Source organism: Rhizobium sp. Root274 (genome assembly GCF_001429245.1).
In the GTDB taxonomy this organism is placed as follows: domain Bacteria; phylum Pseudomonadota; class Alphaproteobacteria; order Rhizobiales; family Rhizobiaceae; genus Allorhizobium.
The window spans coordinates 529,440-555,754 of record NZ_LMJE01000001.1; the positions used below are offsets into that span (position 1 = coordinate 529,440).

The 26,315-nt window shown below is 63.3% G+C and carries 24 protein-coding genes and 1 pseudogene; 14 read left to right on the forward strand and 11 right to left on the reverse strand.

Going from position 1 to position 26,315, the window contains the following annotated elements:
- Nucleotides 1-21 precede the first annotated feature (21 nt).
- Nucleotides 22-438 carry a hypothetical protein gene (locus ASE36_RS02755; RefSeq protein WP_062275385.1) on the reverse strand — a complete coding sequence of 139 codons (417 nt, stop codon included), beginning with the start codon at nucleotides 436-438 and terminating at the stop codon, nucleotides 22-24.
- Entirely contained in the window at nucleotides 431-1,090 is a 660-nt protein-coding gene (locus ASE36_RS22105) for a helix-turn-helix domain-containing protein (RefSeq protein WP_062275387.1), read from the reverse strand. The genes ASE36_RS02755 and ASE36_RS22105 overlap by 8 nt, the downstream gene beginning before the upstream one ends.
- 128 nt (nucleotides 1,091-1,218) lie before the next feature.
- On the opposite strand from ASE36_RS22105, the gene recQ reads away from it, so the two are divergent.
- A complete protein-coding gene (recQ, locus tag ASE36_RS02765) occupies nucleotides 1,219-3,078 on the forward strand; it encodes a DNA helicase RecQ (protein ID WP_062275389.1) in 1,860 nt (619 codons plus the stop codon).
- Between the two features lie 286 nt (nucleotides 3,079-3,364).
- On the forward strand, nucleotides 3,365-4,693 hold the full coding sequence (locus ASE36_RS02770; RefSeq protein WP_062275391.1) for a cytochrome P450: 1,329 nt from the start codon (nucleotides 3,365-3,367) through the stop codon (nucleotides 4,691-4,693).
- An 18-nt stretch (nucleotides 4,694-4,711) separates the two neighbouring features.
- On the opposite strand, the gene ASE36_RS02775 is transcribed toward ASE36_RS02770, so the two are convergent.
- Nucleotides 4,712-5,926: a helix-turn-helix domain-containing protein gene (locus tag ASE36_RS02775; protein WP_062275393.1), complete on the reverse strand. Its 1,215-nt coding sequence runs from the start codon at nucleotides 5,924-5,926 to the stop codon at nucleotides 4,712-4,714.
- A 172-nt stretch (nucleotides 5,927-6,098) separates the two neighbouring features.
- On the opposite strand from ASE36_RS02775, the gene ASE36_RS02780 reads away from it, so the two are divergent.
- The 3 genes from ASE36_RS02780 to ASE36_RS02790 all read left to right on the forward strand — a co-directional run bounded on the left by ASE36_RS02780 (nucleotide 6,099) and on the right by ASE36_RS02790 (nucleotide 8,982).
- Entirely contained in the window at nucleotides 6,099-6,845 is a 747-nt protein-coding gene (locus ASE36_RS02780; protein WP_062275395.1) for a hypothetical protein, read from the forward strand.
- A 381-nt stretch (nucleotides 6,846-7,226) separates the two neighbouring features.
- Entirely contained in the window at nucleotides 7,227-8,264 is a 1,038-nt protein-coding gene (locus tag ASE36_RS02785) for an NADP-dependent oxidoreductase (RefSeq protein ID WP_062275396.1), read from the forward strand.
- Nucleotides 8,265-8,307: 43 nt separating this feature from the next.
- On the forward strand, nucleotides 8,308-8,982 hold the full coding sequence (locus ASE36_RS02790; RefSeq protein ID WP_062275397.1) for a type 1 glutamine amidotransferase domain-containing protein: 675 nt from the start codon (nucleotides 8,308-8,310) through the stop codon (nucleotides 8,980-8,982).
- A gap of 79 nt (nucleotides 8,983-9,061) precedes the next feature.
- Here ASE36_RS02790 and ASE36_RS02795 read toward each other — a convergent pair whose 3' ends face one another.
- Entirely contained in the window at nucleotides 9,062-11,332 is a 2,271-nt protein-coding gene (locus tag ASE36_RS02795; RefSeq protein ID WP_244474644.1) for a TonB-dependent receptor, read from the reverse strand.
- 212 nt (nucleotides 11,333-11,544) lie between these two features.
- Here ASE36_RS02795 and ASE36_RS02800 point away from each other — a divergent pair, with 212 nt between their 5' ends.
- A complete protein-coding gene (locus tag ASE36_RS02800) occupies nucleotides 11,545-12,492 on the forward strand; it encodes a helix-turn-helix transcriptional regulator (protein ID WP_062275398.1) in 948 nt (315 codons plus the stop codon).
- Here ASE36_RS02800 and ASE36_RS02805 read toward each other — a convergent pair.
- The 3 genes from ASE36_RS02805 to ASE36_RS02815 form a co-directional block, all read right to left on the reverse strand.
- Complete coding sequence (locus tag ASE36_RS02805) at nucleotides 12,464-13,669, reverse strand: RhtX/FptX family siderophore transporter (RefSeq protein WP_244474693.1); 1,206 nt, start codon at nucleotides 13,667-13,669, stop codon at nucleotides 12,464-12,466. The two genes, ASE36_RS02800 and ASE36_RS02805, sit on opposite strands and share 29 nt — an antisense overlap.
- Before the next feature lie 198 nt (nucleotides 13,670-13,867).
- Nucleotides 13,868-14,491, reverse strand: coding sequence for a LysE family translocator (locus ASE36_RS02810; protein WP_062275401.1), 624 nt, complete (start codon nucleotides 14,489-14,491; stop codon nucleotides 13,868-13,870).
- Between the two features lie 231 nt (nucleotides 14,492-14,722).
- Nucleotides 14,723-15,226, reverse strand: a complete 504-nt coding sequence (locus tag ASE36_RS02815) for a GNAT family N-acetyltransferase (RefSeq protein ID WP_062275403.1) — start codon at nucleotides 15,224-15,226, stop codon at nucleotides 14,723-14,725.
- 233 nt (nucleotides 15,227-15,459) lie between these two features.
- Here ASE36_RS02815 and ASE36_RS02820 point away from each other — a divergent pair, with 233 nt between their 5' ends.
- The gene (locus tag ASE36_RS02820) at nucleotides 15,460-15,909 is read left to right on the forward strand and encodes an ABZJ_00895 family protein (protein ID WP_062275404.1); all 450 of its coding nucleotides are present in this window, start codon (nucleotides 15,460-15,462) and stop codon (nucleotides 15,907-15,909) included.
- Nucleotides 15,910-15,915: 6 nt separating this feature from the next.
- On the opposite strand, the gene trhA is transcribed toward ASE36_RS02820, so the two are convergent.
- Nucleotides 15,916-16,575 (reverse strand): PAQR family membrane homeostasis protein TrhA, encoded by a 660-nt coding sequence (trhA, locus tag ASE36_RS02825; protein ID WP_062275406.1) that lies wholly within the window; start codon nucleotides 16,573-16,575, stop codon nucleotides 15,916-15,918.
- A 208-nt stretch (nucleotides 16,576-16,783) separates the two neighbouring features.
- Here trhA and ASE36_RS02830 point away from each other — a divergent pair, with 208 nt between their 5' ends.
- The 3 genes from ASE36_RS02830 (at nucleotide 16,784) to ASE36_RS02840 (ending at nucleotide 21,632) form a co-directional block, all read left to right on the forward strand.
- Nucleotides 16,784-17,164, forward strand: coding sequence for an MAPEG family protein (locus ASE36_RS02830; protein ID WP_062275407.1), 381 nt, complete (start codon nucleotides 16,784-16,786; stop codon nucleotides 17,162-17,164).
- 295 nt (nucleotides 17,165-17,459) lie between these two features.
- Nucleotides 17,460-19,271, forward strand: coding sequence for a methyl-accepting chemotaxis protein (locus tag ASE36_RS02835; RefSeq protein WP_062275409.1), 1,812 nt, complete (start codon nucleotides 17,460-17,462; stop codon nucleotides 19,269-19,271).
- Nucleotides 19,272-19,682: 411 nt separating this feature from the next.
- Complete coding sequence (locus tag ASE36_RS02840) at nucleotides 19,683-21,632, forward strand: methyl-accepting chemotaxis protein (RefSeq protein ID WP_062275411.1); 1,950 nt, start codon at nucleotides 19,683-19,685, stop codon at nucleotides 21,630-21,632.
- Nucleotides 21,633-21,719: 87 nt separating this feature from the next.
- Here the strand turns inward: ASE36_RS02840 and ASE36_RS02845 are convergent, their stop codons facing one another.
- Nucleotides 21,720-22,229, reverse strand: coding sequence for a DUF305 domain-containing protein (locus ASE36_RS02845; protein WP_062275413.1), 510 nt, complete (start codon nucleotides 22,227-22,229; stop codon nucleotides 21,720-21,722).
- 213 nt (nucleotides 22,230-22,442) lie between these two features.
- Between ASE36_RS02845 and ASE36_RS02850 the strand changes: the two genes are divergently transcribed.
- The 4 genes and pseudogenes from ASE36_RS02850 (at nucleotide 22,443) to ASE36_RS22110 (ending at nucleotide 23,892) form a co-directional block, all read left to right on the forward strand.
- A complete protein-coding gene (locus tag ASE36_RS02850) occupies nucleotides 22,443-22,742 on the forward strand; it encodes a DUF1778 domain-containing protein (protein WP_062275415.1) in 300 nt (99 codons plus the stop codon).
- A gap of 3 nt (nucleotides 22,743-22,745) precedes the next feature.
- Nucleotides 22,746-23,261: pseudogene (locus ASE36_RS02855) on the forward strand (GNAT family N-acetyltransferase).
- Nucleotides 23,262-23,338: 77 nt separating this feature from the next.
- Nucleotides 23,339-23,557, forward strand: coding sequence for a CopG family ribbon-helix-helix protein (locus tag ASE36_RS02860; protein WP_062275417.1), 219 nt, complete (start codon nucleotides 23,339-23,341; stop codon nucleotides 23,555-23,557).
- A 41-nt stretch (nucleotides 23,558-23,598) separates the two neighbouring features.
- A complete protein-coding gene (locus tag ASE36_RS22110) occupies nucleotides 23,599-23,892 on the forward strand; it encodes a type II toxin-antitoxin system RelE/ParE family toxin (protein WP_082510766.1) in 294 nt (97 codons plus the stop codon).
- Between the two features lie 65 nt (nucleotides 23,893-23,957).
- Here ASE36_RS22110 and ASE36_RS02865 read toward each other — a convergent pair whose 3' ends face one another.
- On the reverse strand, nucleotides 23,958-24,743 hold the full coding sequence (locus ASE36_RS02865; protein WP_062275419.1) for an ATP-binding cassette domain-containing protein: 786 nt from the start codon (nucleotides 24,741-24,743) through the stop codon (nucleotides 23,958-23,960).
- Between the two features lie 15 nt (nucleotides 24,744-24,758).
- Nucleotides 24,759-26,072, reverse strand: a complete 1,314-nt coding sequence (locus ASE36_RS02870) for a sugar ABC transporter permease (protein WP_062275421.1) — start codon at nucleotides 26,070-26,072, stop codon at nucleotides 24,759-24,761.
- Nucleotides 26,073-26,315: the final 243 nt, after the last annotated feature.

A 26,315-nucleotide genomic window follows, 5' to 3' on the forward strand; every position in this document is an offset into this window, starting at 1 on the left:
GATGTGCACAGGGTTTGGAGATCAGCGCAGGAGAAGTTCTTCCGCCCAGGCGGCAAACTGCTCCAGCCGCTCCAGCGAACGATCGGCCTCGGCACGGGACATCAGCCGCGCGCCATACTGCACCTCGTCCTTCTGCTCCAAAAGGCCGCGCAGGTTTGCCTCCTGCTTGTCCGGGAGTTCCCTGCCCAAGCTCGCGCGCAGAAGCTTTATGACGCTCTGATGATCTCCCTGATTGATCTCGCCCTTGAACTTCGCCGTCAGTGAATCGGCATAGGCGATGGCACAATGAATAATCGTCGACATGGTCGCATTGCCGAAATCACCCGGATCAGCCAAGGCAGCGCTGTTGCGTGCCTCCTTGAGGAAGCCCCTCGCGATCTTCACTCGCGCCGAGACATAGGCCGCATCCTTCTTTTTGGAGGGTCCGGTTCTAACCACCAGCCCGCCTCCTCGCTTTACCGGTCAGGACCTCCGGGTGATCTCCCGCCAGAACGACGAACTGACCGATTGCCTCCTGCCACCAGGGATCATGGTCACGCTGCAGTCTCCCGACGTCATCGATGGAGAGACCGGTGACACTCGGGTTGAAGCCGAGAGAGCTGGCGGCCGGTCTCAGCCTCTCGCGAAGCATTTCGGCCGGTTTGCCAACGTCTGGTCCGGCAACGACAAGCAGGATATCGAGGTCGCTTTCGACACGATCCACGCCGGTGGCCGCACTGCCAAACAGGCAGAGACTTGCGACTTCTGGCAGGGATCCGGCAGCTTGCCGGACGGCGTCCAGAATATTTTGAAAACGCTGCGTCTCGGCTTCGAACAAAGCTTCGATTGTTGGCGCAAAATAGTGATCGCGGTTAAATCGGTGCAGCCGGGTCGTCCGTGTGCCCTCGGACACCACGAGCCCAAGCTGCTCCAGCGCCAGCAAACCGAGGCGGATGCTGCTTTTGGAAGCGCCCGAGCGGTCAACGATCTCAGATGCGGCCAAGGCGCCGCCGTGGCGGGCGAGCTCCCTCAGTACCACGACATTCGCATCCACCCCGAACACAGCGTTCAGGGGATTGCGAAGAGCGCTCTGGAGTTGCAACCTCGCCATGGCGACCCGATTTCAGCGCAAGTCATTTGATCCGATATTGGATCGACTGATCCGATATTAAACCAAATCGTCGAAAGAGGCAAGCTCGCCTGTGGCCAGCCCCTCCCCCATCGGCTACACCTCTGACCATGTCGACTCAGCCCGTTACCGATCCGCTCTTCTCCGCGCAGGCCCAAGAGAGCCCGCTTTCCGTGCTCAAACGCATCTATGGCTATCCGGCCTTTCGCGGGCGCCAGGCGGAGGTGGTGAGCCATGTCGTGTCGGGTGGTGATGCGGTTGTGCTGTTTCCGACCGGAGCCGGCAAGTCGCTGTGTTTCCAGGTGCCGGCGCTGTGCCGGCCGGGGGTTGGCGTCGTTGTCTCGCCGCTGATCGCGTTGATGCGTGATCAGGTGCAGGCGCTCAAAGGTCTGGGCGTGCGGGCGGCGGCGCTCAATTCGACGCTGTCGAAGGACGAATATGTCGAGATCCGCCGGGCGCTCGATCGCGGCGAACTCGATTTTCTCTATGTGACGCCCGAGCGTACGGTGACGCCGGGGTTTCGCGAGATGATGCAGGGCGTGGAGATTGCGCTCTTTGCCATCGACGAGGCGCATTGCGTGTCGCAATGGGGGCATGATTTCCGGCCGGAATACCGCGAACTCGGCAAGCTCACCGACCTCTATCCGGGCGTGCCGCGTATGGCGCTCACGGCGACCGCCGATCCGCATACGCGGGACGACATCATCGAGCGGCTGGGCTTACACGAGGCGGAGGTGTTCACCACCTCCTTCGACCGGCCAAACATCGCCTACGAGATCGTAGAGCGCGACCAGCCGCGCCAGCAGCTCTTGCGCTTTCTCTCGCGCCATAAGGGATCGAGCGGCATCGTCTATTGCCTGTCGCGCGCCAAGGTGGAAGAGACCGCCGAGTGGCTGGAAACGCAAGGGATTAGAGCGCTTGCCTATCATGCCGGCATGGACCGGGCGGTGCGGGATGCCAATCAGGATGCGTTTCTGAAAGAAGAAGAACTCTGCCTCGTGGCCACCGTCGCCTTCGGCATGGGCATCGACAAGCCGAATGTGCGTTATGTCGCGCATCTCGATCTGCCGGGTTCGGTCGAGGCCTATTACCAGGAGACCGGACGCGCGGGGCGTGACGGGCTGCCGTCGGATGTGTGGATGGCCTATGGCATGGCCGATGTCATCCAGCGCGGGCGGATGATCGACGAAGGCGGGGCCGCCGACGAGATCAAGAGGGTCGAGCGGGCGAAGCTCAATGCGCTCCTCGCCATCTGTGAGACGCCGGGCTGCCGGCGGCAGGCGATCCTCAAGCATTTTGGCGAAGCGCATTCCGGCAACTGCGGCAATTGCGATACCTGCCTGAAACCGGTCGAGACCTGGGAAGGCACGGAAGCCGCGATCAAGGCGCTTGCCGCGGTCTATCGTACCGGCGAGCGGTTTGGCACCGGCCATCTGATCGATGTGCTAATGGGCACCGAGAACGACAAGACCGTCCGCTTCGGGCATGCCGACATGCCGATCTTCGGGGCGGGCAAGGAGATTGCTGCAAAGACCTGGCAATCGGTGTTTCGCCAGTTGCTTGCCGCAGGCTATGTGCGGGTCGACCATACGGCCTTTGGCGCTCTGAAGCTCGAAGAGACGGCGCGGGCCGTGTTCAAGCGTGAAGTGGATGTGCGTTTCCGGAAAGACCGGCCAACGACGGGCAAGGCGGCCCGGGGGGCCAGCGCATCGCGCACCGCCCATGCCAAGGCGGGGCTCGATCAGGCGGATCAGGAGCTGTTCGAGGCCCTGCGCGCCAAACGCATGGAGATCGCCCGGGATCAGGGCGTGCCGCCTTACGTCGTCTTCCCCGACACGACGCTGATTGCGCTTGCCACCGAACGGCCGATGGACGAGGACGAGATGCTCGGCATTTCCGGCATCGGGCAGTCGAAGCTGGAGCGGTATGGCGATGCGTTCCTTGAGGTGATCCTCGCCAATTCTCGGTAAACTCCCCTCACTTCCTATGAGAAATGCTTTTCGCCCCCCTCAACGCGGAGCGCTTGGGGATTGGCGAGAGAACTCGCCGGACAGGCCGACACTCGCTGTCATCGAGCGGCCGCCCTTACAATCCTATCGAAGCGAAAGCCGTACCCCTAATCAATCGTGGGGCTGTGGCATTGCCATCTGCCTTCGCCCGATGTTTTCCCCGCTGGCCCCGGAACAAATGCGCGTTTCGGACGTTTGGGTCGCGTTGAGGACGGGTGCGACGGTTTACCGTCGGGAGGGGCGACAGATGAACTTGCAGACGAGGGAACGACCGCGCGAAGCGCAAGCGTTGGACCTTAAACCCGCTGCGAAGCCCATCCCACGAAGCCCCACGTTTGACGAAACGCTCTCCCTGCTGCGTGAGGGCTACGGTTTCCTGCCGCGCCGCTTTACCGATCTCAATACTTCGATTTTCCGCACCCGGCTGATGCTGCGCGATGTCATCTGTCTGACCGGTCCGGCAGCGGCGAAGCTCGTTTATGACGATGCGCGGCTGACCCGGGTTGGCGCCATGCCGCAGACGGTGCTTCGCCTGTTGCAGGACAAGGGCAGCGTACAGCAGCTGGACGGGCCGGCGCATCGGCACCGCAAGGCGATGTTCGTGCGCATGCTGATGGAGGACAAGGGCGGGCTGGAGCGGCTTGTGGCGATCTTCCGCCGCTGTTTTCTGGAGCGGGTGCCGGACTGGATGCGCTGGGGCGCAGTGCAGCTGGGCTCGGAAATGGACATCATTCTCTTTCGCACCGCCCTTGCCTGGACCCAGGCGCCGCTCGACGCCGATGAGGTGGAGGCCGATGCGGCGCTGATGGCCGAGATGGTGGAGAATGCCGGGCATGTGCGGCCACGCACCTTGTCGACGCTGGTGCGCCGCTCGTCACTGGAACGGCGTCTGAGGGCGAAGTTTCGCGACATCAGGCGGGGACGGCTGGTGCCGATGCCGGATTCGCCGCTGGCCATGCTCGCCGGCTATCGCGACGCGCATGGCGAATTGCTGTCGCCCAGGGTGGCGGCGGTCGAGCTGATCAACCTGCTTCGGCCGATCGTGGCGATCGGGCGTTACATCGTATTTGCCGCCCTGCGCCTGGAGCGGCATCCGCAGTGGCGCGAGATCCTGGCGGAGCCGGATCCCGAGCGGCTGTCCGGTTTCGTCGAGGAAGTGCGGCGGATTTCGCCTTTCTTTCCCTTTGTCGGGGCCGTTGCCCGCGCACCCTTTACCTGGAACGGGCACAGAATCCGGCGCGGACAATGGCTGCTGCTCGATCTCTACGGCAATTGTCATGACGAGGCGGTGTTTCGCGAGCCGGATGCCTTTCGCCCGACACGGGGTCTGAGGCACCACGAGACGGATTACAGCTTCATTCCGCAAGGGGCAGGATCTGCCAGCCGCGGGCATCGCTGCCCCGGCGAGACGGCGACGGTGGAGATCATGAAGGAAGCCGTGCGGCTGCTTGCGGGGACCATCAGCTATAGCGTGCCGGAGCAGGACCTTTCGGTCTCGCTGCTGACCGTGCCGACGGGCCCGAAAGAGGGCTTCATCATGACGGATGTCGCCTGGCGCGAGATGCCGGCCGTCTGACGGATCTCGCCCGGCGGCTCAGGCAGCGGCCGTCCCGGCTCGGTCGCGCCGGCGCCAGTCGGTGGGGCTGAGGCCGGTCACACGCAGGAATTCCCGGTTGAAATTCGATTTGGTGAGAAAGCCCGCCTCGAAGAGGATGCGGGTAATCGGCATCTCCGTTGTCGTGAGCAGCCGGCAGGCTTCGGCGACGCGGAAATTGTTGACGTAGTGCGAGACGCTGATCCTCTGGACGCGGTTGACGGCTTCCGACACGGCGCGGGCGGGCAAGCCAAGGCGGCGAGCGAGACGGGCCAGGTTGAGATCCGGATTGGCCCAGAGGCGTCGCTCGGTCATCAGGCGGTCGAGATCGGCGGCGATGCGGCGGTGATCGTCGTTGGACGGTTTGGCAACGCCCAGCGCGGGATTGGCACCGGACATGGGGGTCGTCAGCTTATCTGTTGCCATCTCCAGCCTCGTGCGCCCGGCCGCATCGTCTGCTGGTTCGCCTGCCTCTCCTCTTCCGTCATGGTCTTCAGCGGCGCCGCCTCTCGTTTCGCCGCTTACCTCCTCGGTGTCCCCCTCGCCCGCCTCCTCTTCGCCGGCTGTGACGGCGCCGAGGCCGAGCAGGAACAGGATCAGCGTCGTTGCGGCCGAGACGACCATCGGCGAGTAGCGACCACCGGACCAGAGCATATCAAGGCTGATGCTGATGTCGGTGAGGGCCGAGGTGATCAGCGCGAGGCCCGTCAGTTGCAGGGCGCGATAGGAGCGCAGCGTGCCGTCCAGGCGGGAGGCGACGAGGCCATCGGGCCCGAGCCGGGCGAGCCAGAGCAGTGCCAGACCATAGCCGAAGAAGCTGGCGATGAGCACGAGATCGACGGGGATGCGCAAGGCAGGGGGAATGCCGAGACCGGCCGGCAGGCGGCTCATGACCAGGATTGCGGCGACGAGGAGCGACGGCAGAAGATGCGGCCAGTCGCCTCGCGCAATGCCCTGACGTTCGCGCGCGAGATCACGGAAAGCGAGATAGGAGAGTGCCGGAATGAGGCTCGCCATGACCGGCAGGACGGCGAGGACCTGCACCATGCCATAGCCCCAACGCAGACCGACCAGCAGGCTCTGGACGATGTGCAGGATGATCAGGGCGAGGAAGAGTCCCTGCGTGCCCCAGGCGTCGCGCCCCTCGCGCAACAGGCGCACCAGGAAGACGGCGAGGAACAGGGCGACAAGAAAAGAGAGCGGGACGAAGAGCATGCGGTTGTTTCGGTATCGGGGTCATTGGTCTTGTCGCGACCATGACCGAAAGCGCGATCGCGGTCGACCCGGATCGTGATCGAGGTCGCAACAGAGGGAGAGGCGCGAGCAGATGGAGGCATCGAAAACGGGTCTGCCGACAGGCGGCGCCCCAGCCAAAAGGAGCCTTCCCATGCGCAAGAGAACCATCATTCTTTCCATCCTCGGCGGTCTCGTCGGGCTCGCCATCATCGACGGCAGTGTGCAGATGATCCGGGCGAGCGACGCGATTTCCGGTCCTGTCGACCTTACCGGCGTCACCCGGCTTTCGGTGACGGGGGCGGCGAGCGACATTTCGATCTCGACAAAGGGAAAAGGCGCGCGCGAGGCGGTGCTTTCCGGCACGCGACACGGCTGGGGCGCGATCTGGCGGTCCGGCTGGTTTGCCGGCGATTGCGCCGGCCAGGCCCGGATGACGCGGGACGGCGATACGCTCAGCGTCGACATGGGCGATCGCGGCGGCTTCTTCGGCTGGAACGACTGGGATGACTGCACCCTGACGCTCAACGCCACGCTTGCGCCCGAAGCCATGGTGTCGATCCGGCAGAATGCGGCCCGCATGCGGCTCGACGGGGATTTTTCCGTCATCGAGGTCGACAGCGATGCCGGCGACTTTGCGCTGGCCGGCCATGCCACGCGGGTCGCGGTCGAAGGAGCGGCACTTCGGGCACGGCTGACCTTCGAGAAGGTGTTGCGCAACGAGGCGGTGCTGGTGTCCGGCAAGATGCTCGATGCCTCCATCCGCTTCCTGGTGCCGACCGCGATCTCCTATGGCGTCGAGGCGGTGGCCTCCTATGTCGACAGCGCATTGGCCAACACGCCGGGTGCTCAGCCTTCGATCACGATCCGGGGCGAAATGGTGCATGCGACGATAAGGTGACGGGGGGCGCTGGGGGGTGTGGTTTTGCCCCTCACCCTGCCCTCTCCCCGCAGGCGGGGGAGAGGGGGAGTGCGGGGCGACGTCGAGGCTTTCTTCCCGCTTGTGGGAGACAGTGCACGAAGGGCGGATGAGGGGCTGCTGTCGATGTCATCCTCCCGCACCTCTGCGTCACGATGATTTCATCGTGATAAGGCAATGACCCGATGGAACTTCTGTCGCCGCGATCTGTTGTTGTCGCGAGAGCCGGTCGGGTGCCGGCACCCCCGTGCTCGTCATGATCCGGCATTCGCCGCAGATGGCGCGCCAGCCGTGTGCAAGCGGTCAGCCTCTGCGATCAAGGGCTTGCCGGGCCGGATCAGCCTTAAACCTCAGGAGACATTCATGCCGCAATCGACCTCGACCAATCGCCGTTTCGTTCTTGCCGAGCGCCCTCAAGGGGAACCGACCGAGGGGACGCTGCGGCTGGAGACGGATGCAGTGCCGGACGTGGGCAACGGGCAGATGCTGCTTCGCACGGTCTTCCTGTCGCTCGATCCTTATATGCGCGGGCGGATGAGCGATGCGCCGTCCTATGCAGCTCCCGTCGAGATTGGCCAGACCATGGTCGGCGGCACGGTTTCGCGGGTCGTCACGTCCAAGCTCGATGGCTTCAGCGAAGGCGACTGGGTGGTCGGTTTCTCCGGCTGGCAGGATTATGCGCTGTCGGATGGAAAGGGCGTGACCAAGCTTGGCGCCAATCCGCCCCACCCGTCCTGGGCCCTCGGTGTCATGGGCATGCCGGGACTGACCGCCTGGGCGGGGCTGACACAGATCGGCAAGCCGAAGGCGGGCGAAACGCTGGTGGTCGGTGGGGCGACGGGGCCTGTGGGCGCGACGGTCGGGCAGATCGGCAAGATCCTCGGCCTTCGGGTCGTCGGCATTGCCGGCGGCGTCGAGAAGTGCAGCCATGCAGTCGACGTGCTCGGCTTCGATGCCTGCGTCGACTACAAGGCCGACGGTTTTGCCGGACAGCTGGCGCTCGCCACACCCGAGGGCATCGACATCTATTTCGAAAATGTCGGCGGCAAGGTGTTTGATGCGGTCGCCCCGCGGCTGAACACGGCAGCCCGCATACCGCTCTGCGGCCTGATCTCGCAATACAACGCGACCTCACTTCCCGATGGGCCTGACCGGCTCGGCTGGCTGATGGGCATGTTCCTGAAGAAGCGCATCACTCTGCGTGGTTTCATCGTCTTTGACGACTTCGGCCATCTTTATCCGGAATTTGCCAAGGAGATGGGCGGTTGGGTCGAAGACGGCCGGATCAAGTATCGCGAGGAGATGATCGACGGGCTCGAAGAAGCGCCACGCGCCTTTATCGGCCTCCTGCGCGGCGAGGCCTTCGGCAAGCGGGTGATCCGCGTCGGCCCCGACGCCTGACATTCAACCAATTTATGAACTCTCAAGAAAGGACGCCAACCTCATGAAGATCCTCATGGTTCTCACCTCGCACGACCAGCTGGGCGACACCGGCAAGAAGACCGGCTTCTGGCTGGAGGAATTCGCCGCCCCCTATTATGTGCTGAAAGATGCCGGTGCCGAGATCACGCTTGCCTCGCCCAAGGGCGGCCAGCCACCGCTCGATCCGAAGAGCGACGAGCCGGATGCACAGACGGAAGCGACCGAACGCTTCAAGGCCGACCAGACGGCGCAGCAACTGCTCGCCTCGACCACGCCGCTTGCCAACATTGACCTGGAAGGCTTCGATGCCGTCTTCTATCCGGGTGGCCATGGTCCGCTCTGGGATCTCGCCGAGGACGCCGACAGCATCCGGCTGATCGAGACCTTTGCCGAAAAGGGCCTACCCGTCGCCGCCGTCTGCCACGCGCCGGGCGTGTTGCGCCATGTGAAGAATTCGGAGGGGCGTCTGCTGGTCGCCGGCCGCAAGGTGACCGGCTTCACCAATTCCGAGGAAGAGGCTGTTGGCCTGACAGAGGTCGTGCCCTTCCTGGTCGAAGACATGCTGAAGGGCCATGGCGGGCTTTACGAGAAGGGTCCCGACTGGGGCGTGCATGTCGTGACCGACGGCAAGCTGGTCACCGGCCAGAACCCGGCCTCTTCGGAAGCAGCGGCCAAGGCTTTGCTGGCGCTGCTGTAAGGTGCTTCAGGCAAACCGCTTCTGATGGGGCGGTTCCATGTGATGACGGCGCGGGTGCTCCCCGCGCCGTCTCTCGTTATCAGAACACCTTGGTGACGGAGACCGCGAAGGTGCGGCCACGGCCGTGATAGTCGAAGACGGATTCGTCGACGAGGGCACCATAGAGCGCCTTGGCGCGCGAGCCCCAGACGGTGGTGTAATCGGTGTCGAACAGGTTCTGGATGCCGAAATTGATGGTCGTTGCCTGTTCGGCGAAGGTGTAGCGACCGCCGAGATTGAAGAGATTGTAGCCTTCGATCTCGTAACCGGCATCATCTTCCAGGCTGAAGATGTGTTCGCCGGTGAGGCGGACGGAAAAGGCCTCGTTGCCCCAGCCGATGTGACCGCCGGCCTTCGACGTGCTCGCCGTGCCGACCGATTCCTGATACCAGCCGTCATCCCCCTTCTTTTCCGACTTCACCCAGTGGCCGAGCAGGCCGACATCGAAGCCGTTGTCGAACTTGTAACCGGCCTCGGCCTCGATGCCGTAGACCCGACGCTTCTCGTCGTTCATCTCGATCGTCAGCGTCGTGCGATTGAGGCTGATCGAGCGGTCGGAGGTGGAGTAATAGGCGGCGGTTGAGAAATTGAACGTGCCGTCGTCATGGCGGAAGCCGACTTCGAAACTATCGGTCTTGATCGCTTCCAGCGCCGAGTTTTCGACGTTGACGCTGTTGGACAGCACATAATGGCCATTGGTCAGGGTATAGGTGCCGACACCATAGTATTTGGCGGGATCCGGCAATTCGAAGCCTTGCGAGAAGTTCGCATAGACCTGCTGGTCCGGGGTGACGTCGTAGGTGGCGCCGGCATTGAACAGCAGCGCGTCATAATCGACCTCCCCGCCCGGGATGGCATCGGCCGAGGTGGCGGCGCCGTTGAGGATCGCCACCTGTTGGGCCGCACCGACGAAGTCGCTGACCTCCGTCTTGGCATACTGGTAACGCAGGCCGCCGCTCACCGTCAGCCGGTCGGTCGCCTCCCAGGCGGCTTCGGCAAAGCCGGCAACCGTCGAGACATCAATGTCGGGGTAGAGGCCGGTAACGCCGATCGTGTCGAAATCCAGACCACCGGACATGACCACCGTGGTGAGGTCGAAGATCGACTGAGTGGCCGAGAAACTGTCGCGGTCGGCATCCACGCCATAGGTCAGCTTCACGGTGTCCGACAGTTCCGAGACCATGGCGGCCTTGAAGCTGTAATAATCGGTCGTCTGCTGGCTGGCGCCGAAATAGGTGCCGGCTTGCGTTCCCGTCGAGGGGAAGGGATTGAAGACGACATCTTCCGTGCGCACCGCCCCCTGCAACAGCAATTGCTGGCCGAGGAAATCGGCGTCAGTGTAGTTCATGGTCAGCATCTTGCGGCGGGTCTGCGGCTCGACGTCGGACTCGTAACCGGAACGGGCCTCGAACAGGCTCGGATTGGAGAGGCCCGACAGATAGGGCCCGTAATAGAGGCCGTAATCGCTGTCCTGGGCGCTGTCGAAATACTGCATGGTCGCATCAAGCCGGCGATCCTCGTCGATCTGGACACCGACCGAGCCCATCACGTCGATGCGCTCGTTGAAGGCGGTCGAGGACTGGGTGATGTCGGGCGTGACCATCTCGCCGAAGCCATCGTAATAAGCGCCGGTGCGGTTGCCGGAGACGGAGAGACGGGCGTCCCAGTTGCCGCTGTTATAGGTGACGGCGCCGGCGGCGTTGCGATCGAAATCCTGGCTGCCCTGGAAGCCGCCGCCCACGCCGACCTGGGTTTCGGCATGAAGGCCGTCGCCGGCGTCCCTGCCGTTCTTGGTGATGATGTTGATGATGCCGCCGGTGGCATTGCCGCCATAGAGGGCGGTGGCGCCTGACAGCACCTCGACGCGGGCGATGTTGAACGGGTCGATGGAATCAAACTGGCGGCTGAGGCCACGGGCGGAGTTGAGCGAAACGCCGTCGATCAGCACGAGGGCCGTGCGGCCGCGCAGGTTCTGGCCATAGGTGGTGCGGGCGCCTTCGCTTGCGGCATCAAAGCTCGGCACGGTTTCGGCAAGGATCTGCTGCAGGTTCTTGCCCTGCAGGGCGGCGGCCTTGATCTCGGCTTCGTTGACCACCTTGATGGTACGGGCGATCTCGGAGATCTTTTCCGGGGCGCGGCTGCCGGTGACGACGATGTCGCCGAGCACGGTTTCGCCGGAGGCTTCGGCGGCTTTTACCGCATCATCACCGGCTGCATCCTGGGCAAGGCCCGCATCGGCTGCCCCGAGAAATGCCGCAACGGTGAGCGCCGTCAGTGCCGCGGTCGAGCGTGCCATTGTCGAGGGTGCCATGGCTGAGGTCCCGCCCAGTCCATGCCCCTGCTGCCCAAAGAATTTCATAGATCCCCTCATCACTCGCAATTTCGCTGCGCCCAAGGCTTGAGCGGAGCGAGGTAAAACATTACTGATGCGGTCATGTTTAAAACATAACGGTGGCACCCGCTTGAATGGAGGCGAACGTGGCTTGGACCAGCGCGAAGTTCCCCGAGGAAAGTTGAGTTGGCATGAGCTTGATCCGCCCCTTGAAATTCGGGTCCGCAGCCCTTTCCGATGCCGAGGCGCGGGCGCTGTGCGGCAGCATTCTGATCGACATGATGGGTGGCCTCAGCGTCGGGCTTGCGGGTGGCGATTTCAGCGGGTCGACGGGGCTTTACTGGCACGATCCGTCGCTGTCGCTGGCGACCCTCTACTTCCCGAAGACGCCGGTTGCCGTCAGTTGCGAAGGCAGCGGCGACCGGGGCGTGGTGCTGTTGCGTTCCGTCGGCCAGTCGATGACCGTGGAGCATGGGCGATCGCGGATCGAGGCGGTGAGCGGCGACGTGGTCTTTATTCCGGCGCAGACCGGATTGCGCATCACCCTTGCCGAAGGCGGGCGCCTCGACTGCGCGCATCTGCCGGAACAGGCCGTTGACCGGCACCGGGCCTCACTCGACGTTCTGATGCTGAAGACCGTGCCTGCCGCCTGCCTGCCCCTGCACATGCTGACCAGCTATGCCGGCTATCTCCTGCAACGCGAGCAGCAGACGGCCGAGGACGCAGCCATGATGGTCAGCCATTTCTACGATTTCCTGCCGCTGCTTTCGCAGGCGCTCGGCGGGACGGTGCACAAACCGGCGCCGGAGGATCGCATGGCGCGGGTACGCGCCCTGATCGAGGAGCGATTGGCCGATGGCAGCTTTTCGATCAATGATGTGGCGCAGGCCGAGGGGATTACTCCGCGGGCCATCCAGAAGCTGTTTTCGCGCGAGGGCACGACCTTTTCCCGGCATGTGCTGGAACGGCGCTTGGAGCGGGCAAAGGCTGTCATGATGGCCTCTGGCGAGCGGCTGTCGATTGCCGAAGTCGCCTATCAATGCGGCTTCAACGACCTCTCCTATTTCAATCGGTCGTTCCGGACCCGCTACCAGATCCGGCCATCGGACCTCAAGCGGCAGGTTCGGCCGGCTGCCTGAGCCGCCGTAGCATGGTGAGCGAGAGCGCGATGCCGAAGATGGAAATCACCGTTGCCAGCGAGAAGAGCCAGGCATAGCCGACGCGGTCGGCGATGATGCCGGCAAGCGATGTGCCGATAATATAGATCACCAGTTCGGCGCAGGCGAGCAAAGTGAAATCGGTGCCGGGCTGGTCGTCGGAGGCGGATTTCATGAAGAAGGAATAGATTGCCACCAGCTCCATGTAGCGGATCAGCGTCTGGAAACCGGAGGCGGCGAGTGCCACCGCCATGCCGGGGGCAAGGCCGAAGGCATTGAGCGAGAAGGCGAGGAAGCAAAGGCTGCGCAGACCGCCGAGCAGGAGCAGCGTCGATGACAGGCCGAGCCGGCGGATGACCACAGCGGCGAGCACGGCGCCCGCAAGCCCGGCGGTTGCCGCAGCCGTGCCGGAGAGATAGCCGATCCAGGCGGTCGGCACCTTGATATCGACGAGATAGGCGCCCTCCATGCCGCGCACCAGGCCTTCGCTGGCGCGGTAGCTCAGCGCAAAGCCGAGGATGAGCCAGGCCTGGGGACGGCGGAAGAAGGCGGCGAGGCTGGGCTTCGCCCGCGTGAGATCGATTTCAGCCCCCTCATTGTCTTCGGCCATGTAGAGGGTGGCGATGAGCGGCAGGAGCGACAGAGCCGCAACGATGAGAATGGTCGGGACCCAGCCGATCTGCTGGACGAGTACCAGAACCAGCGTGCCGCCGATGATGACGCCGAGTGCCACGGCGCCGGCCTGCACGGCATTGCCGACGGCGCGCGCGCCGCCCTTCAGATGACGCACGGCATAACCGTCTGTCGCGATATCCTGCAGCGAGGACAAAAGCGTGATGAAGAGGCCGAGGCCGAAAAGCGGCAAGGCATCGGACGGCGAGAACAAGGCCATGGCAGCGATGGCGAGCGAGACCAGCGCCTGGGTGGGCACGATCCAGCCGCGGCGATGGCCGAGCTTCGGCAGAAGCTTGTGGCGATCGACAAAGGGGGCCACCGCGAATTTCAGCACCAGCGGCAGCATCAACAGCGAGAAGAGGCCGATTGCCGTGCGCGAGGCGCCGGCTTCGCGCATCAGCGGCGGCAGCGCCACAAGCAGCAGATAGGTCGGGATGCCCTGGGCAAGGTAAAGGCCGGCCAGCACGGCATAGAGCCGGGCCATGCCGCGGGATGCCGCCTGACCGGCTGTTTCGACAGCGGCTGGGGAATGCGGGGTCGAGGAGACGGGCAAGGACATGGCGGCTTTCAGGGCGAGGATAAAGCGGAGAGTTCCGCTCTTCTTTAGCCACTCGCCGCCCGTCCCGCTTGGACTGTGGCGAACGAGACCCGGACTGGGGCGAACGTCTGGCGCCGTGACGCCTCAGGTCGAGGATCGCATCGAGGCCGTGGCAATGCCGGCGCCGATCAACAGCGTGCCACCGGCCTTGTTGAACAGGCCGATGGTGCGCGGGCTGCGCACGAGCGTGCGGGCCCTGGAGGCGACAAGCGCGTAGCCGACCGCATTGAGGAAAGCAAGGACCAGAAAGGTCGTTTCGAAGATCACCATCTGGGTGAAGAAATCGGCGTGTTTGTTGAGGAACTGCGGCAGGAAGGCGACGAAGAAGGTGATGCTCTTCGGGTTGAGCGCGGTCACCAGCCAGGCGTGGCCGATCATTCGTGCCGCACTTGCGGCATCCGTGCGGGGTGCGACGTCCAGCGTGCCGCCGGCCCGGAAGAGCTTGATGCCGAGATAGATCAGATAACCGGCGCCGAGAAGTTTCAGCGTCGTGAAGACCGTGGCAGAGGCGGCAAGGATTGCGCCGACGCCCAGCATCGAAAGCGTCATGGCGGTGAAATCACCGAGCGCAACGCCGATCGAGACGGGCAAGGCGCTGCGCCAGCCCTGTCCCAGCGCATAGGACATGACCAAAAGGATGGTCGGGCCGGGGATGACGAGAAGCACCGCAGAGGCGGCGGCGAAGGCGATCCAGGTTTCGAAGGTCATGGGGTTCTCCTGCCAATGAACAGGATCAATCCCGAGGGACGGACGGTTGTAAAGAGGGTTTTCGTTATTTTGGGCGGTCGGTCGCTGTCTACCCTCCCCTTGAGGGGGAGCGTCATCTGCCGGGTGGGGTGATGCCGCTCCCGTCCGGTGCCGTGATCACCCCCACCCGCTGCTTTGCGGCGACCTCCCCCTCAAGGGGGAGGTGGGAGCCTCGAGGGGGAGGTTGGAGCGTCACTCCCCCAGCTTCAGCTCCATCATCGTCAGGTCCAGCCAGCGGCCGAATTTCTTGCCGACTTCATGGTGGGTGCCGACGAGGCGGAAGCCGAGGCTTTTGTGGAGGGCGATCGAGCCGGTGTTACCGGCTTCGATGGCGGCGACCATGACGTGGATGTCCCCTGCCCTCGCCCGCTCTATAAGCGCTGTCATCAGGGCTTTGCCGATGCCGCGGCCGTAAAAATCCTTCTCGACATAGACAGAATGTTCGACCGACTGGCGGAAGCCGTCGAACGGGCGCCAGTCGCCATAGGAGGCGTAGCCGGCGATCCGGCCTTCAGCTTCGGCAACGAGGATCGGAAAGCCTCGCGATTGACGCAGCTCGAACCAGGCGCGGCGGTTGGCGAGGTCGACGAGGGTCTCGTTCCAGATCGCCGTCGTCTCGGCCACCGCGTGATTGTAGATGGCAAGCAGCGCCGGGAGGTCGTCTTCGGTGGCGTCGCGGAGGATGAAATCGGTCATAGGGGCTCGTGCATGTGGGCCGGCGGCGCCGGATGTTCGGGTGGGGAAAGCTATCGGGCGGCTCTCCTTTGCGGGAAAGCTGGCTCGTGCCGATCAGGCCAGAACGGCTTCGCCTTCCATGCGCGAAAACTTGACCGCATGCAATTGCGTCTGCAAAACCGTTTCGCAGTTTTTGCGGACCTGCTTTACACTCAGCCTTGTTTCATCATCAGTTGTTCTTCGGAGATATTTCCATGCCTGCTTTTCTTTTCCCCATGGCGACGCGCTATCTGCTCGTCTCGCTGGCGATCACGGTCGGCCTGACTGCGACTGTGATGGTTCTCACGACCTACGGATACATGCATGACCGGCCTTCAAGCCTCAGCCATATCGTGGTCATGGGGGCCGGAATGTGGGCGGGCACCTATTTCGCCAAGCAGACGGGGCGGCCGGCGGAATGGCGCGAATGCTTCCGGATCGGCGCGGTTTTGACTTTGCTGCAGATTGCACTCTCCGCCGTTCTCACCGTCGGCTTCATGCTGTTGCCGGGGGCCGGCCTGGAGGAGATGACCAACAATCTTTCGCCGGAGCTTTTCGGCCTGCTTGCCGGAATGCTCGTTTTTATCGGCCTTCTCTACTGGGTCGGGACCGCCGCCTTCCTGAGGCTCGGCTCTAAGTCTGCAATCAAGGCGAAGAAGGCCTGACGAGGTTCAGCCTAGGCTGATCGCCGTGAACACCGCCGAATAGTGCACGATGGCGGCGGTGACGACAAAGGCGTGCCAGATGGCGTTCTGGAAGCGGAGGCGCTCCCAGACATGGAAGACGACACCGGCGGAATAGATGCAGCCGCCGATGATGATCAGCGTCAGGGTGACGCCGGGGATGATTTCCGACAGCGGGCCCATGGCGAGCGCGCCGCTCCAGCCCATGGCGAGATAAAGCAGGATCGCGAGCTTGTCGTAGCGGCCGGGATAACGGAATTTCAGCCAGATGCCGGTGATCGCGGTGGCCCAGATGCCGAGAAGAAGCGCCAGGATCAGCGGGCGATCGGCGCCCTGAACCAGAAAGGGCGTGTAGGTGGAGGCGATCAAGATGAAGATCGCCGAATGGTCGAAGCGGCGCAGCCACCACTTCACCTTCGAATGCGGCCACATATTGTAGGTGAAGGAGACGCCGAGCGCGATGATCAGGCCGAGGCCATAGATCCAGCTCGCGGCAATATTGGCATAATCGGAATAGACGGTGGCGTAGAAGATCAGCGCGGTTGCGCCGACCAGCGCGAAGACGACACCGATGCCATGGATGATCCCGTCGGCAACCAGCTCATGCAGGTCATAGGCGCGGCCAAACTTGAAATTCTCGGTGTTCATAACGTCTCTGTGTCTCGTCTGTGCTTTCCGGTGGTGGCGAAGCATATTTTGGAATGATGGCGGAAAAGGCTTCGGGCGACAAGGTGGCCCGCGTTCACGAACGTCCGGCGACGGTAATCATGCTTGCTTGCCTTATGATCCCACGCCGCCTACCAATCCATCGTTAACGCCCCGCGCCTGCCCCTCCTCCCGCCCGCGAGAAAAATCCATGCGCTTCACCATCCTTGCGACCTTTGCCGCCCTCACCACCTATTGCTGGTTCCTGCTAAAGGTGGGCCAGGCACGGGGGAAATTCGGGATCGAGGCACCGAAGACGACGGGCAATGCAGACTTCGAGCGGATCTTTCGCGTGCAGCAGAATACCGTCGAGCAACTGGTGCTGTTTTTGCCGTCGCTGTGGATCTTCGGCTTTTACGTTTCGGACGTGTTCGCCGGACTGCTGGGGCTCGGGTGGACGGCGGCGCGGGCGCTTTATGCGGCGGAATATTATGCCGATGCGAAGAAGCGTGGTCCGGGGGCGGCCCTGACCTTTCTGATCGGGATCGTGCTGCTGGTCGGCGGCACCGTGGGGGCGTTAATCAAGCTGTGAGCCTGCGCGCGAGCGCGGAGGCCGACAGGAGCTGTGGCGATCGGCAATATCTTTGGCAGCCTGCACGAAAGACGACACTTTTGTCGCGGAACTGGGCAATTTTTTGCCATTTCCGGGCATTTGGCGCCGAATCTTAGCACTTGTTAAATGAGAACTGACTAACTTTTTTTTCCAAAGGCCTCTCTGCGGATCGCGTGGAATGCCAGCGGATTTTCCCGTCGCCGGACGGGCCCGGATGGAAGACCATGGTTCAGCACGTGCGGGTCCGCAGTGCTAACCTCTGTCCGAGGACGTCATGACCATTCGTCTCAAACTTCTTGCCTGCATTTCGCTGCTCACCGCAACGATCGTGATCATCTCCGCCTTCTCCTTCTATGCCATGCACCAGCAGTCGCTGCTGGCGAACACGATCGTATCGGATCGCGTTCTGCCCATGGAGCAGCTCAAATCCGTCGCCGACGCCTACGCCGTCAGCATCGTCGATACGGCCCACAAGGTGCGGTCGGGTGCCCTGACCTTCGGCCAGGGCAGCGAGAGCGTGAAGCAGGCTCTGACGATCATCGACGACAAGTGGGCGGCCTATATGGCGACGACACTGACCGAGGAGGAGGCCAGGATCGCCAGCGAATTCGCGCGGACGCGACAGCAGGCCGATGTGGGCGTGAAGACCCTGCAGGCCATTCTCGCGGCATCCGACATGGCGGCACTGACCACCTTCGTCGAAACGACGCTCTACCCGACCATCGATCCGCTGGGCACTGAAATCTCCCGGCTGATCGATCTGCAGATTCGCGTGGCCAAGGAAAATCTCGCAACGGGCAATGCCCTGAAAAACCTGATGACGAGCCTGATGATCGGGCTTTCGACCGTGGCGGCCGGTGTGGCCGGCTTCTCGATCTTCACGGTGATCGCCGGCGTCATCCGGCCCGTCAGCTCAATCACGAAGGCCATGGACCAGTTGGCCCATGGCGAGCTCGACGTGGCGATCTACGGCGAAGGCCGGCGCGACGAGATCGGGGTCATGGCCTCCACCGTCGGCGTGTTCCGCGACAATGCACGCGAGCGGGTACGGCTGGAACGGGAGGCAGAGAAAAACCGCGCCACCGCCGAATGCGAACGGCTGGAGCGCGAGGCACTTGCCGCGCAGGAGGCCGCCGAGGTGCGCTTCGCCGTCGAGAGCATCGGCGACGCGCTGGGACGCCTGTCGGATGGCAAACTGACTCACCGCATCGCGCAGGCCTTCGCGCCGAGGCTCGATCCCGTCCGGATCGACTTCAACACCGCAGTGGAAAAACTCGAGGTGGCGATGCGACGGGTCGGGGAAAACGCCCAGGCGATCGCCGCAGGTTCCGGGCAAATCCATTCCGCTGCAGACGACCTGTCCAAGCGAACCGAACGTCAGGCGGCTTCGGTGGAAGAGACGGCGGCGGCACTCGAACAGATCACCACGACCATCGGCGAAACCAGCCATCGTGCCCAGGAGGCCGGACGGCAGGTGCACGAGACGCGGGCGGCGGCCGAACGCTCCGGCGCGATCGTCGAGCGGGCCGTGTCCGCCATGCAGGAGATCGAGGGCTCGTCGAAGGAGATCACCACGATTATCAGCGTCATCGATGAGATCGCCTTCCAGACGAACCTCCTGGCGCTTAATGCCGGGGTGGAGGCCGCCCGTGCGGGCGAAGCCGGCAAGGGGTTTGCCGTCGTGGCGCAGGAAGTGCGCGAGCTCGCCCAGCGCTCCGGCAGTGCGGCAAAGGAAATCCGCGCGCTGATCGGCAAATCCGGCGACCAGGTGAAGAACGGTGTCGATCTGGTGGTGGCAACCGGGCAGGCGCTGGAGGACATCGTGGCGCGGGTGCAGGCGGTAAGCGTCAATGTGTCCGCCATCGTGGAAGCCTCCGGCGACCAGTCGACAGGACTCAAGGAGATCAACACCGCCGTGGCCATCATGGACCAGGGCACACAGCAGAATGCCGCCATGGTGGAGGAATCGACCGCTGCCAGCCATTCGCTGGCCAAGGAGGCAGAGGCGCTGTTCCAGCTGATCGGACGTTTCGAGATTGGCGGACAGACGACGAGCACCCCGCCGCCACTGCGCCGGGCGGCATAATTGCTGCCGGCAGCCGGTCAACGGACATCCAGGGGCGCCCTGCCCGGTAAACCATTTCACGAGGCCGCTTTCGCGGCCTCGTTGCATTTTGCGGTCAGCCTCCATCGCCTGTCACGGGGAGAAGGGAGAGCTGGCGTTAACTAAATTTATCTTTATATGACAATGTCTTGTTTTAAAATTGGGCATTTTTGGCCGAGCTTTATTAACTCTCTTTTATGTAGCGCCCCCTAAGTTGCAGTTGCGAAACCGGTGAACGAAACCGGGACGCCGGCGCGCGCTACGGATGTACGCGTGGCGGGCCGACGTTGCGATATCGTCTCTATCGCTGACCGCACACGACGCTCCCGGGCAGATGAGCTGCTCTTTGGCCTCCCTCCACATCTTCACCATTCTTCGGACAGGGGCACCCCCGTGAAACACATCTCCATCACAGGAAAATTTCTCACCATCATGGCCGGTTTCGGCCTATTCTCGCTCGGCACGGCGATCTATTCCGGCCAGACAATGTCCAAAATAGATGTCAGTTACAGCACCTTGCTAGAGCAGGAATCGACTGCCGCTCTCTATATGGCGCGGGCCAACCGCAGCCTTCAGACCGCACGCGCCTCTATCGGCGAACTGATGATGGCCCAGTCCGTTGAGGACAACCAGGAGGCGGAGAAGGCGATTAAGGAGGCCGAGACCAATTTCGCGTCCTTCATGGATACGGTCACGACCGCGCTTCCGGCGCGTCGCTCGGCCTTGGAACCCCTGAAGGCAGAAACTTTGGCGGCATTCGCCGCCTGCAACGCGAGCATCGAGGCCGCACGCACCTCAACCACCGCGCAGGAAAACCTGGCCTCACAAGAAATCTTCCTGAAAGGCTGCCAGCCCGCCATCGTTGCGGTGTCGCCGAAGCTTGTGGCGGCGTCCTCCGAGATCATGGACAGTGCGGACAAGGTCAGCGACGACCTCTCGGGCATGGTAAGCACGACAATCACCACCACGCTCACGGCTGTCATAGGCGGTCTGCTGCTGGTGCTGGTGCTCGGCTTCCTGGCCGTGCGCGCCTGGCTGGTCCGGCCGATCCAGGCAATGTCGCAGACGATGACGGTGCTTGCCAATGGCGACCTTTCCGCAACCGTAGACGGCACCGACCGGCGCGACGAGATCGGCGGCATGGCCAAGGCCGTGCAGATCTTCAAGGACAATGGCCTGAAGACCAGGGCGCTGGAGCAGGAGGCTATTGCCAACCGTTCCGCCAGCGAGGCCGAGCGCGCACGCACGGCCGAGGCCGACCGGATCCGGGCCGAGCAGATGGCGCAGGCAACCTCGGGTCTTGCCGAAGGCCTGAAGCATCTCTCGCATGGCGATCTGACCTTCCAGCTGAGCCAGCCATTTGCCAGCGACTTCGAAAGCCTGCGTGCCGACTTCAACGCCGCCGTCACGCAGCTCGGCGATAGCCTTCGCTCGGTTTCGCAGGCGACCGGCTCGATCGACGACGGCGCCCGCGAGATCAGCCAGAGCGCATCCGACCTTTCCAAGCGCACCGAACAACAGGCAGCCTCGCTCGAGGAAACCGCCGCAGCCCTCGACCAGATCACCACCAATGTGTCGAACTCGTCGAAGCGCACGGAGGAGGCACGCAATGTGGCGATCCAGGCGAACCAGTCGGCCCGCCGCTCCGGTGAAGTGGTGTCGAATGCGGTCAACGCCATGCAGCGGATCGAGCAATCGTCGAGCCAGATCTCCAACATCATCGGGGTCATCGACGAAATCGCCTTCCAGACCAACCTGCTCGCCTTGAACGCTGGTGTCGAAGCGGCGCGCGCGGGTGAAGCGGGCAAGGGTTTTGCCGTCGTTGCCCAGGAGGTGCGCGAACTGGCTCAGCGCTCCGCTCAGGCGGCAAAAGAGATCAAGGATCTGATCCGCAACTCGACCGACGAGGTTTCGACCGGCGTCAAGCTGGTGCAGGAGACCGGCGAGGCGCTGAAGGTGATCGAGACCCAGGTTGTGACGATCAACGCCCAATTGGATGCGATTGCCACGTCCGCAAAGGAGCAGTCGGTGGGCTTGGCGGAAGTCAACACGGCCGTCAACCAGATGGACCAGGTGACCCAGCAGAATGCCGCGATGGTGGAGGAATCCACGGCCGCCAGCGCTTCTCTGGCTAGCGAAGTGACGCGGATGCGCGAGATCATTGCCGGGTTCCGGCTTGGTCAGGCGACCACTGTGAGCGTTGCCCAGCCGAGCCGGCCTCAAGCAGTGCGAGCTGAGCAGAAGCCGGTCGCATCCCCTGCCCGCCGGATGATGGCCAAGGTCGCCAGCGCCGTCGGCATGGGTGGCAGCGCTCAGGTGGCCGAAAGCTGGGAAGAGTTCTGAGCCTTCCACCAAACGACCAAACAAGAGAGACCGGGGCCGTGTCTGCCCCGGTCTCTTGCATGTCAGGGTTTGTGATTTCGGCTGTGATCAGCGATTGGCGGCGGACTGGACCGGGATCTGAGGCGGCAGATCCCGCGCATCCTCGGCTGGCGGATTGGCTTCGAGATCGGCGATCAGCGCCTTCATCTCCGCAATCTCCCGCACCTGCGCCTCGATAATGCCATCGGCGAGCTTGCGCACGCGCGGGTCGCGGATATGGGCCCGCTCGCTGGTCATGATGGCGATCGAATGGTGCGGGATCATCGCCTTCATGTAGCTCACATCATAGACCGTTTCCTGGCTGCGCACGAGCCAGAGCGCGCCGGCGAAGACGACGACACTGCCGGCGATGATGGCGGCGTTGAGACGCTGGTTCTTGTACATCGAAGCCATGAAACCCATCATGATCATCGCCATCACCGCGCCCATCAGCAGCGCCATCCACGTTCGCGTCTGGCTATAGGTCACGTGGTCGAGCGCGAAGGTGTTGAGATACATCAGCGCGAACATGACGATGGTGGAGGTGGCGATCATCGCGGCAAAGCGGGTGTAGGACATGGCGGCTGCTCCGTGGTGATGGCTGCAAGCGCGGGGCATACAAGGGTGCGCTCCGCTGGCGGCTTTAGGGCGAACATCGCCAAGGGCGGATTGTTCCATTGGAGGCTGGGCTGGGCAGTAGGCAGCCGCTCTGGTGGGGCGGCGACTTGCCCAAGGTTCTGTATTGCCAAACGCACTACATCTGCGATAATCATTCGGTAAAGGAGACTGCCGATGTCCCGCGCCCAGGACCGCAAAGACTATCCGATTTCCATGCGCCTTCCGGAGGCCGACGTGGCGATGATCGACCGCGCAGCGGCGCTGAAAGGCCGGTCCCGGACGGATTTCGTGCGAGAGGCCGCCGTGCGGGCCGCTGAGGTCGCAGTGATGGAGCAACACCTGATCCGGATGAGCGAAGTCGGGTTTGCGAACTTCATGGAGATACTTGCAGCGCCGGCCGAAGCCGTGCCGGAGATCGTGGAACTGTCCAAACGTCCCGCGCCCTGGGAGACAGGATACAAGCCGAGACCGTGATCGATGGTGGTCTCCGCTCCAGAGCCGCTCAATGCCGGCCGCGATATTTCTTCATTCTCCTGTGGCAAGCCGTTTCTCGACCGTTGGCTGAAAGACCGAGCCCTGAGTAATCAGCAGAAAGGTTTTACAGCCGTTGTCGTCGTGCATGATCAGAGCCGGGTTGTCGGCTATTACGGGCTTGCACCCACCGCTGTCATACCTGCCGTCCTGCCACGATCCGTCCGAACCGGCCAGGCGCCAGATCCCGTCCCCTGCCTGCTGCTCGGACAGCTCGCGGTCGATCAGGCCTATGCCGGGTTTGGGCTCGGGACGGGACTGTTGAAGCATGCCCTTACCCGCTGCGTGTAGGGGGCAGCACTCGTCGGCGGGCGGGCGCTGATGGTCAATGCCATCGATGAAGAGGCGCGTTTGTTCTGGCTGCGGCGCGGGTTTCTGCCGTCGCGCGACGATCCGTTCCGACTGATGCGGCCGATGGCGGATATTGCGGCGTCGCTGGAGATGACGGGGGTGACGGGCTGAACGCAGTGCCGCGCGTCGACAGCGTGATGAGCTTGCCGTATACTGAATCCGAGACACCACGACCATAGGTGACCCGAATGCACCGCCCTTTCCTCCTTGACGATGCCCTTCAGGCACAGCTGAGCGCGCTGGCGAGCCGCAAGCAACGCTCGGAAGATCAGCTGCTTCAGGAAGCGGTGCGGGACTATCTAGAGCGGGAGGATGGGCGCGCCGGGTTTCTGGCCGAGGCCGAGGAGTCGTGGCAGGATTATCAGGCCGGGGGGCTCCACCTGACGGGTGAAGAGGCGCGAGCCTAGCTCAGAAGCTGGGGAACTCCGGACGAGAAGGCACCGCCGGAGTGCCACGACTGATCATCACGAAGCGGGCGGCGAGTGGTGTCCAACGGTGCCGCGTATTTCTCCATCGGCATTCGCCGGAGGTAGCCGAGAGGGCCGGTCGTATTGTGGAGCAGTCCCTGTTCAAACTTGAGGCGTCTCCGTTGATCGGGCGTCCCGTTGAGGGCCGGTCTCACATGCGAGAACTGGTCATCCCCTTTGGCGAGAGGAGTTATGTCGCTCTTTATCGCTATGCAGCAGAAGCAGACCTAGTCTACATTCTAGCCTCCTGGCATCAGCGGGAAGCCGGCTACTGAGCCACCCCAAACGCAAACGAGGGAGCTTCCGCCCCCTCGCCTGTCTCATTTCACGGCCTCTCGGCTCACGCCGTCTGCATGGCACCTGGTCCCGGCACTGCGCCCGGAGGGCACTTGCCGAGGATGATCATGCCCAAGACTTCATCCTTGGTGACATCCTCCGTGCGGGCATGGCCCACGACGCGGCCGTTCTTCATGACGAAGACGCGATCCGCGAGGTCGAAGACGTCGTGGATGTCGTGACTGATCAGGAAGATGCCGATGCCTTCCTTTTTCAGCTGGACGATCAAGTCGCCGACCTGGGCGGTTTCCTGCGGGCCCAAGGCTGCTGTCGGCTCGTCCATGATCAGGATGCGGGCGTCGAACAGGATGGCGCGGGCAATCGCCACCGACTGGCGCTGACCGCCGGAGAGGGCTTTGACCGGCTCCTTGAAGCGCTGGAAGTTGGGGTTCAGGCGACCCATGACTTCGCGGGCCTTGGCTTCCATCGCGACGTCGTCCAGCGTGCCCCAGGGGGTGCGCAGTTCGCGGCCGAGATAGAGGTTGGCGGCGGCGTCGACATTGTCGGCGACGGCGAGCGTCTGGTAGATCGTCTCGATGCCGTATTTCTTGGCATCGCGCGGGTTGCCGATATCGGCGAAGTCGCCGTTGATCAGGATATCGCCGTTGTCGCGCTTGTAGGCGCCCGACAGGATCTTGATCAGGGTCGACTTGCCGGCGCCATTGTGGCCGAGCAGGGCGACGACTTCACCGGGGAAGAGGTCGACCGAGGCATCGTCCACGGCATGGATGCCGCCGAAGGAAATGGAAATGTTGCGCATTTCCACGAGTGGGGTGCGGTTTTCCGACATGAGTTTCAACTCCCCTTACTTCGCACGGGCGCGGTAGACGGTATCGAGCCAGACCGCGATCACGAGCACGATGCCGATGACGATGCTTTGCAGCGGCGTGTCGAGACCGAGCAGGACCATGCCCGAGTTCAGAGATTGCATGACGACGGCGCCGAGCATGGCGCCGGCAATGGTACCAACACCACCGGCAAGCGAGGTGCCGCCGATGACGGCTGCGGCGATGGTGTAGAGCTCGTCGAGCGTGCCCTGCGCATTGGTCGCAGCATTGAGACGGGCGGTCGAGATGGCGGCGGCGATGGCGCAAAGGGCTCCCATCAGCGCGAACATCTTGACGGTGACCCACTTCACCTTGATGCCGGCGAGTTCGGCCGCTTCCGGATTTCCGCCGATGGCGAAGACGTAGCGGCCGAAGCGCGTGCGGTTGGTGATGAAGGCCATGACCATGGCAATGCCGATGGCGATCAGAACCGGGATGGCGATGCCGAGCCCGATCTGCAAGCCGCCTTCCGGCCAGTCAATGCCGTTGGCGGCGGCATATTTCTTGGCGAGGTTGACCGGCATGTAATAGCTGTTGGCGACCCAGACGGCGACGAGAATGGCCAGGCAGCCCGAGGCGACGAGGAAATACTCAGCCCAAAGCGGGCGCAGCGGGAAGCCGAAGCGGCGACGCTGCTTGCGGGTGTTGAGGATCGACAAGACGATCATGACACAGGCAACCGCACCGACGATCCAGCTGGCGGTGACGCCGATCGAACCATCCGCGCCACCACCCATCAGGCGGTAGGTGGTGTCCATGGGAGCGACAGTCGCGCCCGAGGTGACCATCCACGCCGCGCCGCGCCAGACGAGCAAGCCGCCGAGCGTGACGATGAAAGCAGGAACGCCGAGGAAGGCGATGATGGCACCCTGGAAGGCGCCGATGGCGGTGCCGACGGCGATACCGCTGGCCAGCGCGATCACCCACATCAGCGGATGTTCGAAACCGATGATCGGCGGCAGGATGCGGGCCTGCAGGACGCCCATGATCATGCCGACAAAGCCCAGGATGGAGCCGACCGAAAGGTCGATATTGCGGGTGACGATGACCAGCACCATGCCGGTTGCCATGACCGAAACGGACGCCGCCTGGACCGAGAGGTTCCACAGGTTGCGCGAGGTCAGGAACAGGCCGTTCGACAGGAAGTCGAAGCCGATCCAGATGATCGCGAGCGCGATCACCATGCCGAGCAGGCGGGTGTCGATCTCGGTGGCTTGAAAGAAGCGTTTTACCGCTGACATATTGGATGCCCGGGCTGCGGGCGCAGGCGTGGCAAGGCTTTGATCCGCCATACAAGTATCTCCCCAGTCGTTTTTCGGCTTGCGATTTTGCCGGACGCTTCGGCGTCGTGGCAGCGGACGGTCAGGCCCGCCATGCGGATCGAGGCATCTTGTGTTCTTCGGCGAAATACGGCGGGAAAGGCGGCCCCTTAAAGCTGCAGTCCCCGTCGTCGCGCGATGCTCCCGACCAGTCGAAACGCCGCAGCGCAAAGGCTGCGGCGTCCCGGCTCAAGCTCTGTGGTCAGTCACGTTTGG

Excerpts from the sequence above, each read along its gene's own strand:
- ASE36_RS22105 (WP_062275387.1), bottom strand. The coding sequence starts at position 1,090 with ATGGCGAGGTTGCAACTCCAGAGCGCTCTTCGCAATCCCCTGAACGCT.
- recQ (WP_062275389.1), top strand. The coding sequence starts at position 1,219 with ATGTCGACTCAGCCCGTTACCGATCCGCTCTTCTCCGCGCAGGCCCAA.
- ASE36_RS02770 (WP_062275391.1), top strand. The coding sequence starts at position 3,365 with ATGAACTTGCAGACGAGGGAACGACCGCGCGAAGCGCAAGCGTTGGAC.
- ASE36_RS02775 (WP_062275393.1), bottom strand. The coding sequence starts at position 5,926 with ATGCTCTTCGTCCCGCTCTCTTTTCTTGTCGCCCTGTTCCTCGCCGTC.
- ASE36_RS02780 (WP_062275395.1), top strand. The coding sequence starts at position 6,099 with ATGCGCAAGAGAACCATCATTCTTTCCATCCTCGGCGGTCTCGTCGGG.
- ASE36_RS02785 (WP_062275396.1), top strand. The coding sequence starts at position 7,227 with ATGCCGCAATCGACCTCGACCAATCGCCGTTTCGTTCTTGCCGAGCGC.
- ASE36_RS02790 (WP_062275397.1), top strand. The coding sequence starts at position 8,308 with ATGAAGATCCTCATGGTTCTCACCTCGCACGACCAGCTGGGCGACACC.
- ASE36_RS02795 (WP_244474644.1), bottom strand. The coding sequence starts at position 11,332 with ATGGCACCCTCGACAATGGCACGCTCGACCGCGGCACTGACGGCGCTC.
- ASE36_RS02800 (WP_062275398.1), top strand. The coding sequence starts at position 11,545 with ATGAGCTTGATCCGCCCCTTGAAATTCGGGTCCGCAGCCCTTTCCGAT.
- ASE36_RS02805 (WP_244474693.1), bottom strand. The coding sequence starts at position 13,669 with ATGGCCCGGCTCTATGCCGTGCTGGCCGGCCTTTACCTTGCCCAGGGC.
- ASE36_RS02810 (WP_062275401.1), bottom strand. The coding sequence starts at position 14,491 with ATGACCTTCGAAACCTGGATCGCCTTCGCCGCCGCCTCTGCGGTGCTT.
- ASE36_RS02815 (WP_062275403.1), bottom strand. The coding sequence starts at position 15,226 with ATGACCGATTTCATCCTCCGCGACGCCACCGAAGACGACCTCCCGGCG.
- ASE36_RS02820 (WP_062275404.1), top strand. The coding sequence starts at position 15,460 with ATGCCTGCTTTTCTTTTCCCCATGGCGACGCGCTATCTGCTCGTCTCG.
- trhA (WP_062275406.1), bottom strand. The coding sequence starts at position 16,575 with ATGAACACCGAGAATTTCAAGTTTGGCCGCGCCTATGACCTGCATGAG.
- ASE36_RS02830 (WP_062275407.1), top strand. The coding sequence starts at position 16,784 with ATGCGCTTCACCATCCTTGCGACCTTTGCCGCCCTCACCACCTATTGC.
- ASE36_RS02835 (WP_062275409.1), top strand. The coding sequence starts at position 17,460 with ATGACCATTCGTCTCAAACTTCTTGCCTGCATTTCGCTGCTCACCGCA.
- ASE36_RS02845 (WP_062275413.1), bottom strand. The coding sequence starts at position 22,229 with ATGTCCTACACCCGCTTTGCCGCGATGATCGCCACCTCCACCATCGTC.
- ASE36_RS02850 (WP_062275415.1), top strand. The coding sequence starts at position 22,443 with ATGTCCCGCGCCCAGGACCGCAAAGACTATCCGATTTCCATGCGCCTT.
- ASE36_RS02860 (WP_062275417.1), top strand. The coding sequence starts at position 23,339 with ATGCACCGCCCTTTCCTCCTTGACGATGCCCTTCAGGCACAGCTGAGC.
- ASE36_RS02865 (WP_062275419.1), bottom strand. The coding sequence starts at position 24,743 with ATGTCGGAAAACCGCACCCCACTCGTGGAAATGCGCAACATTTCCATT.
- ASE36_RS02870 (WP_062275421.1), bottom strand. The coding sequence starts at position 26,072 with ATGGCGGATCAAAGCCTTGCCACGCCTGCGCCCGCAGCCCGGGCATCC.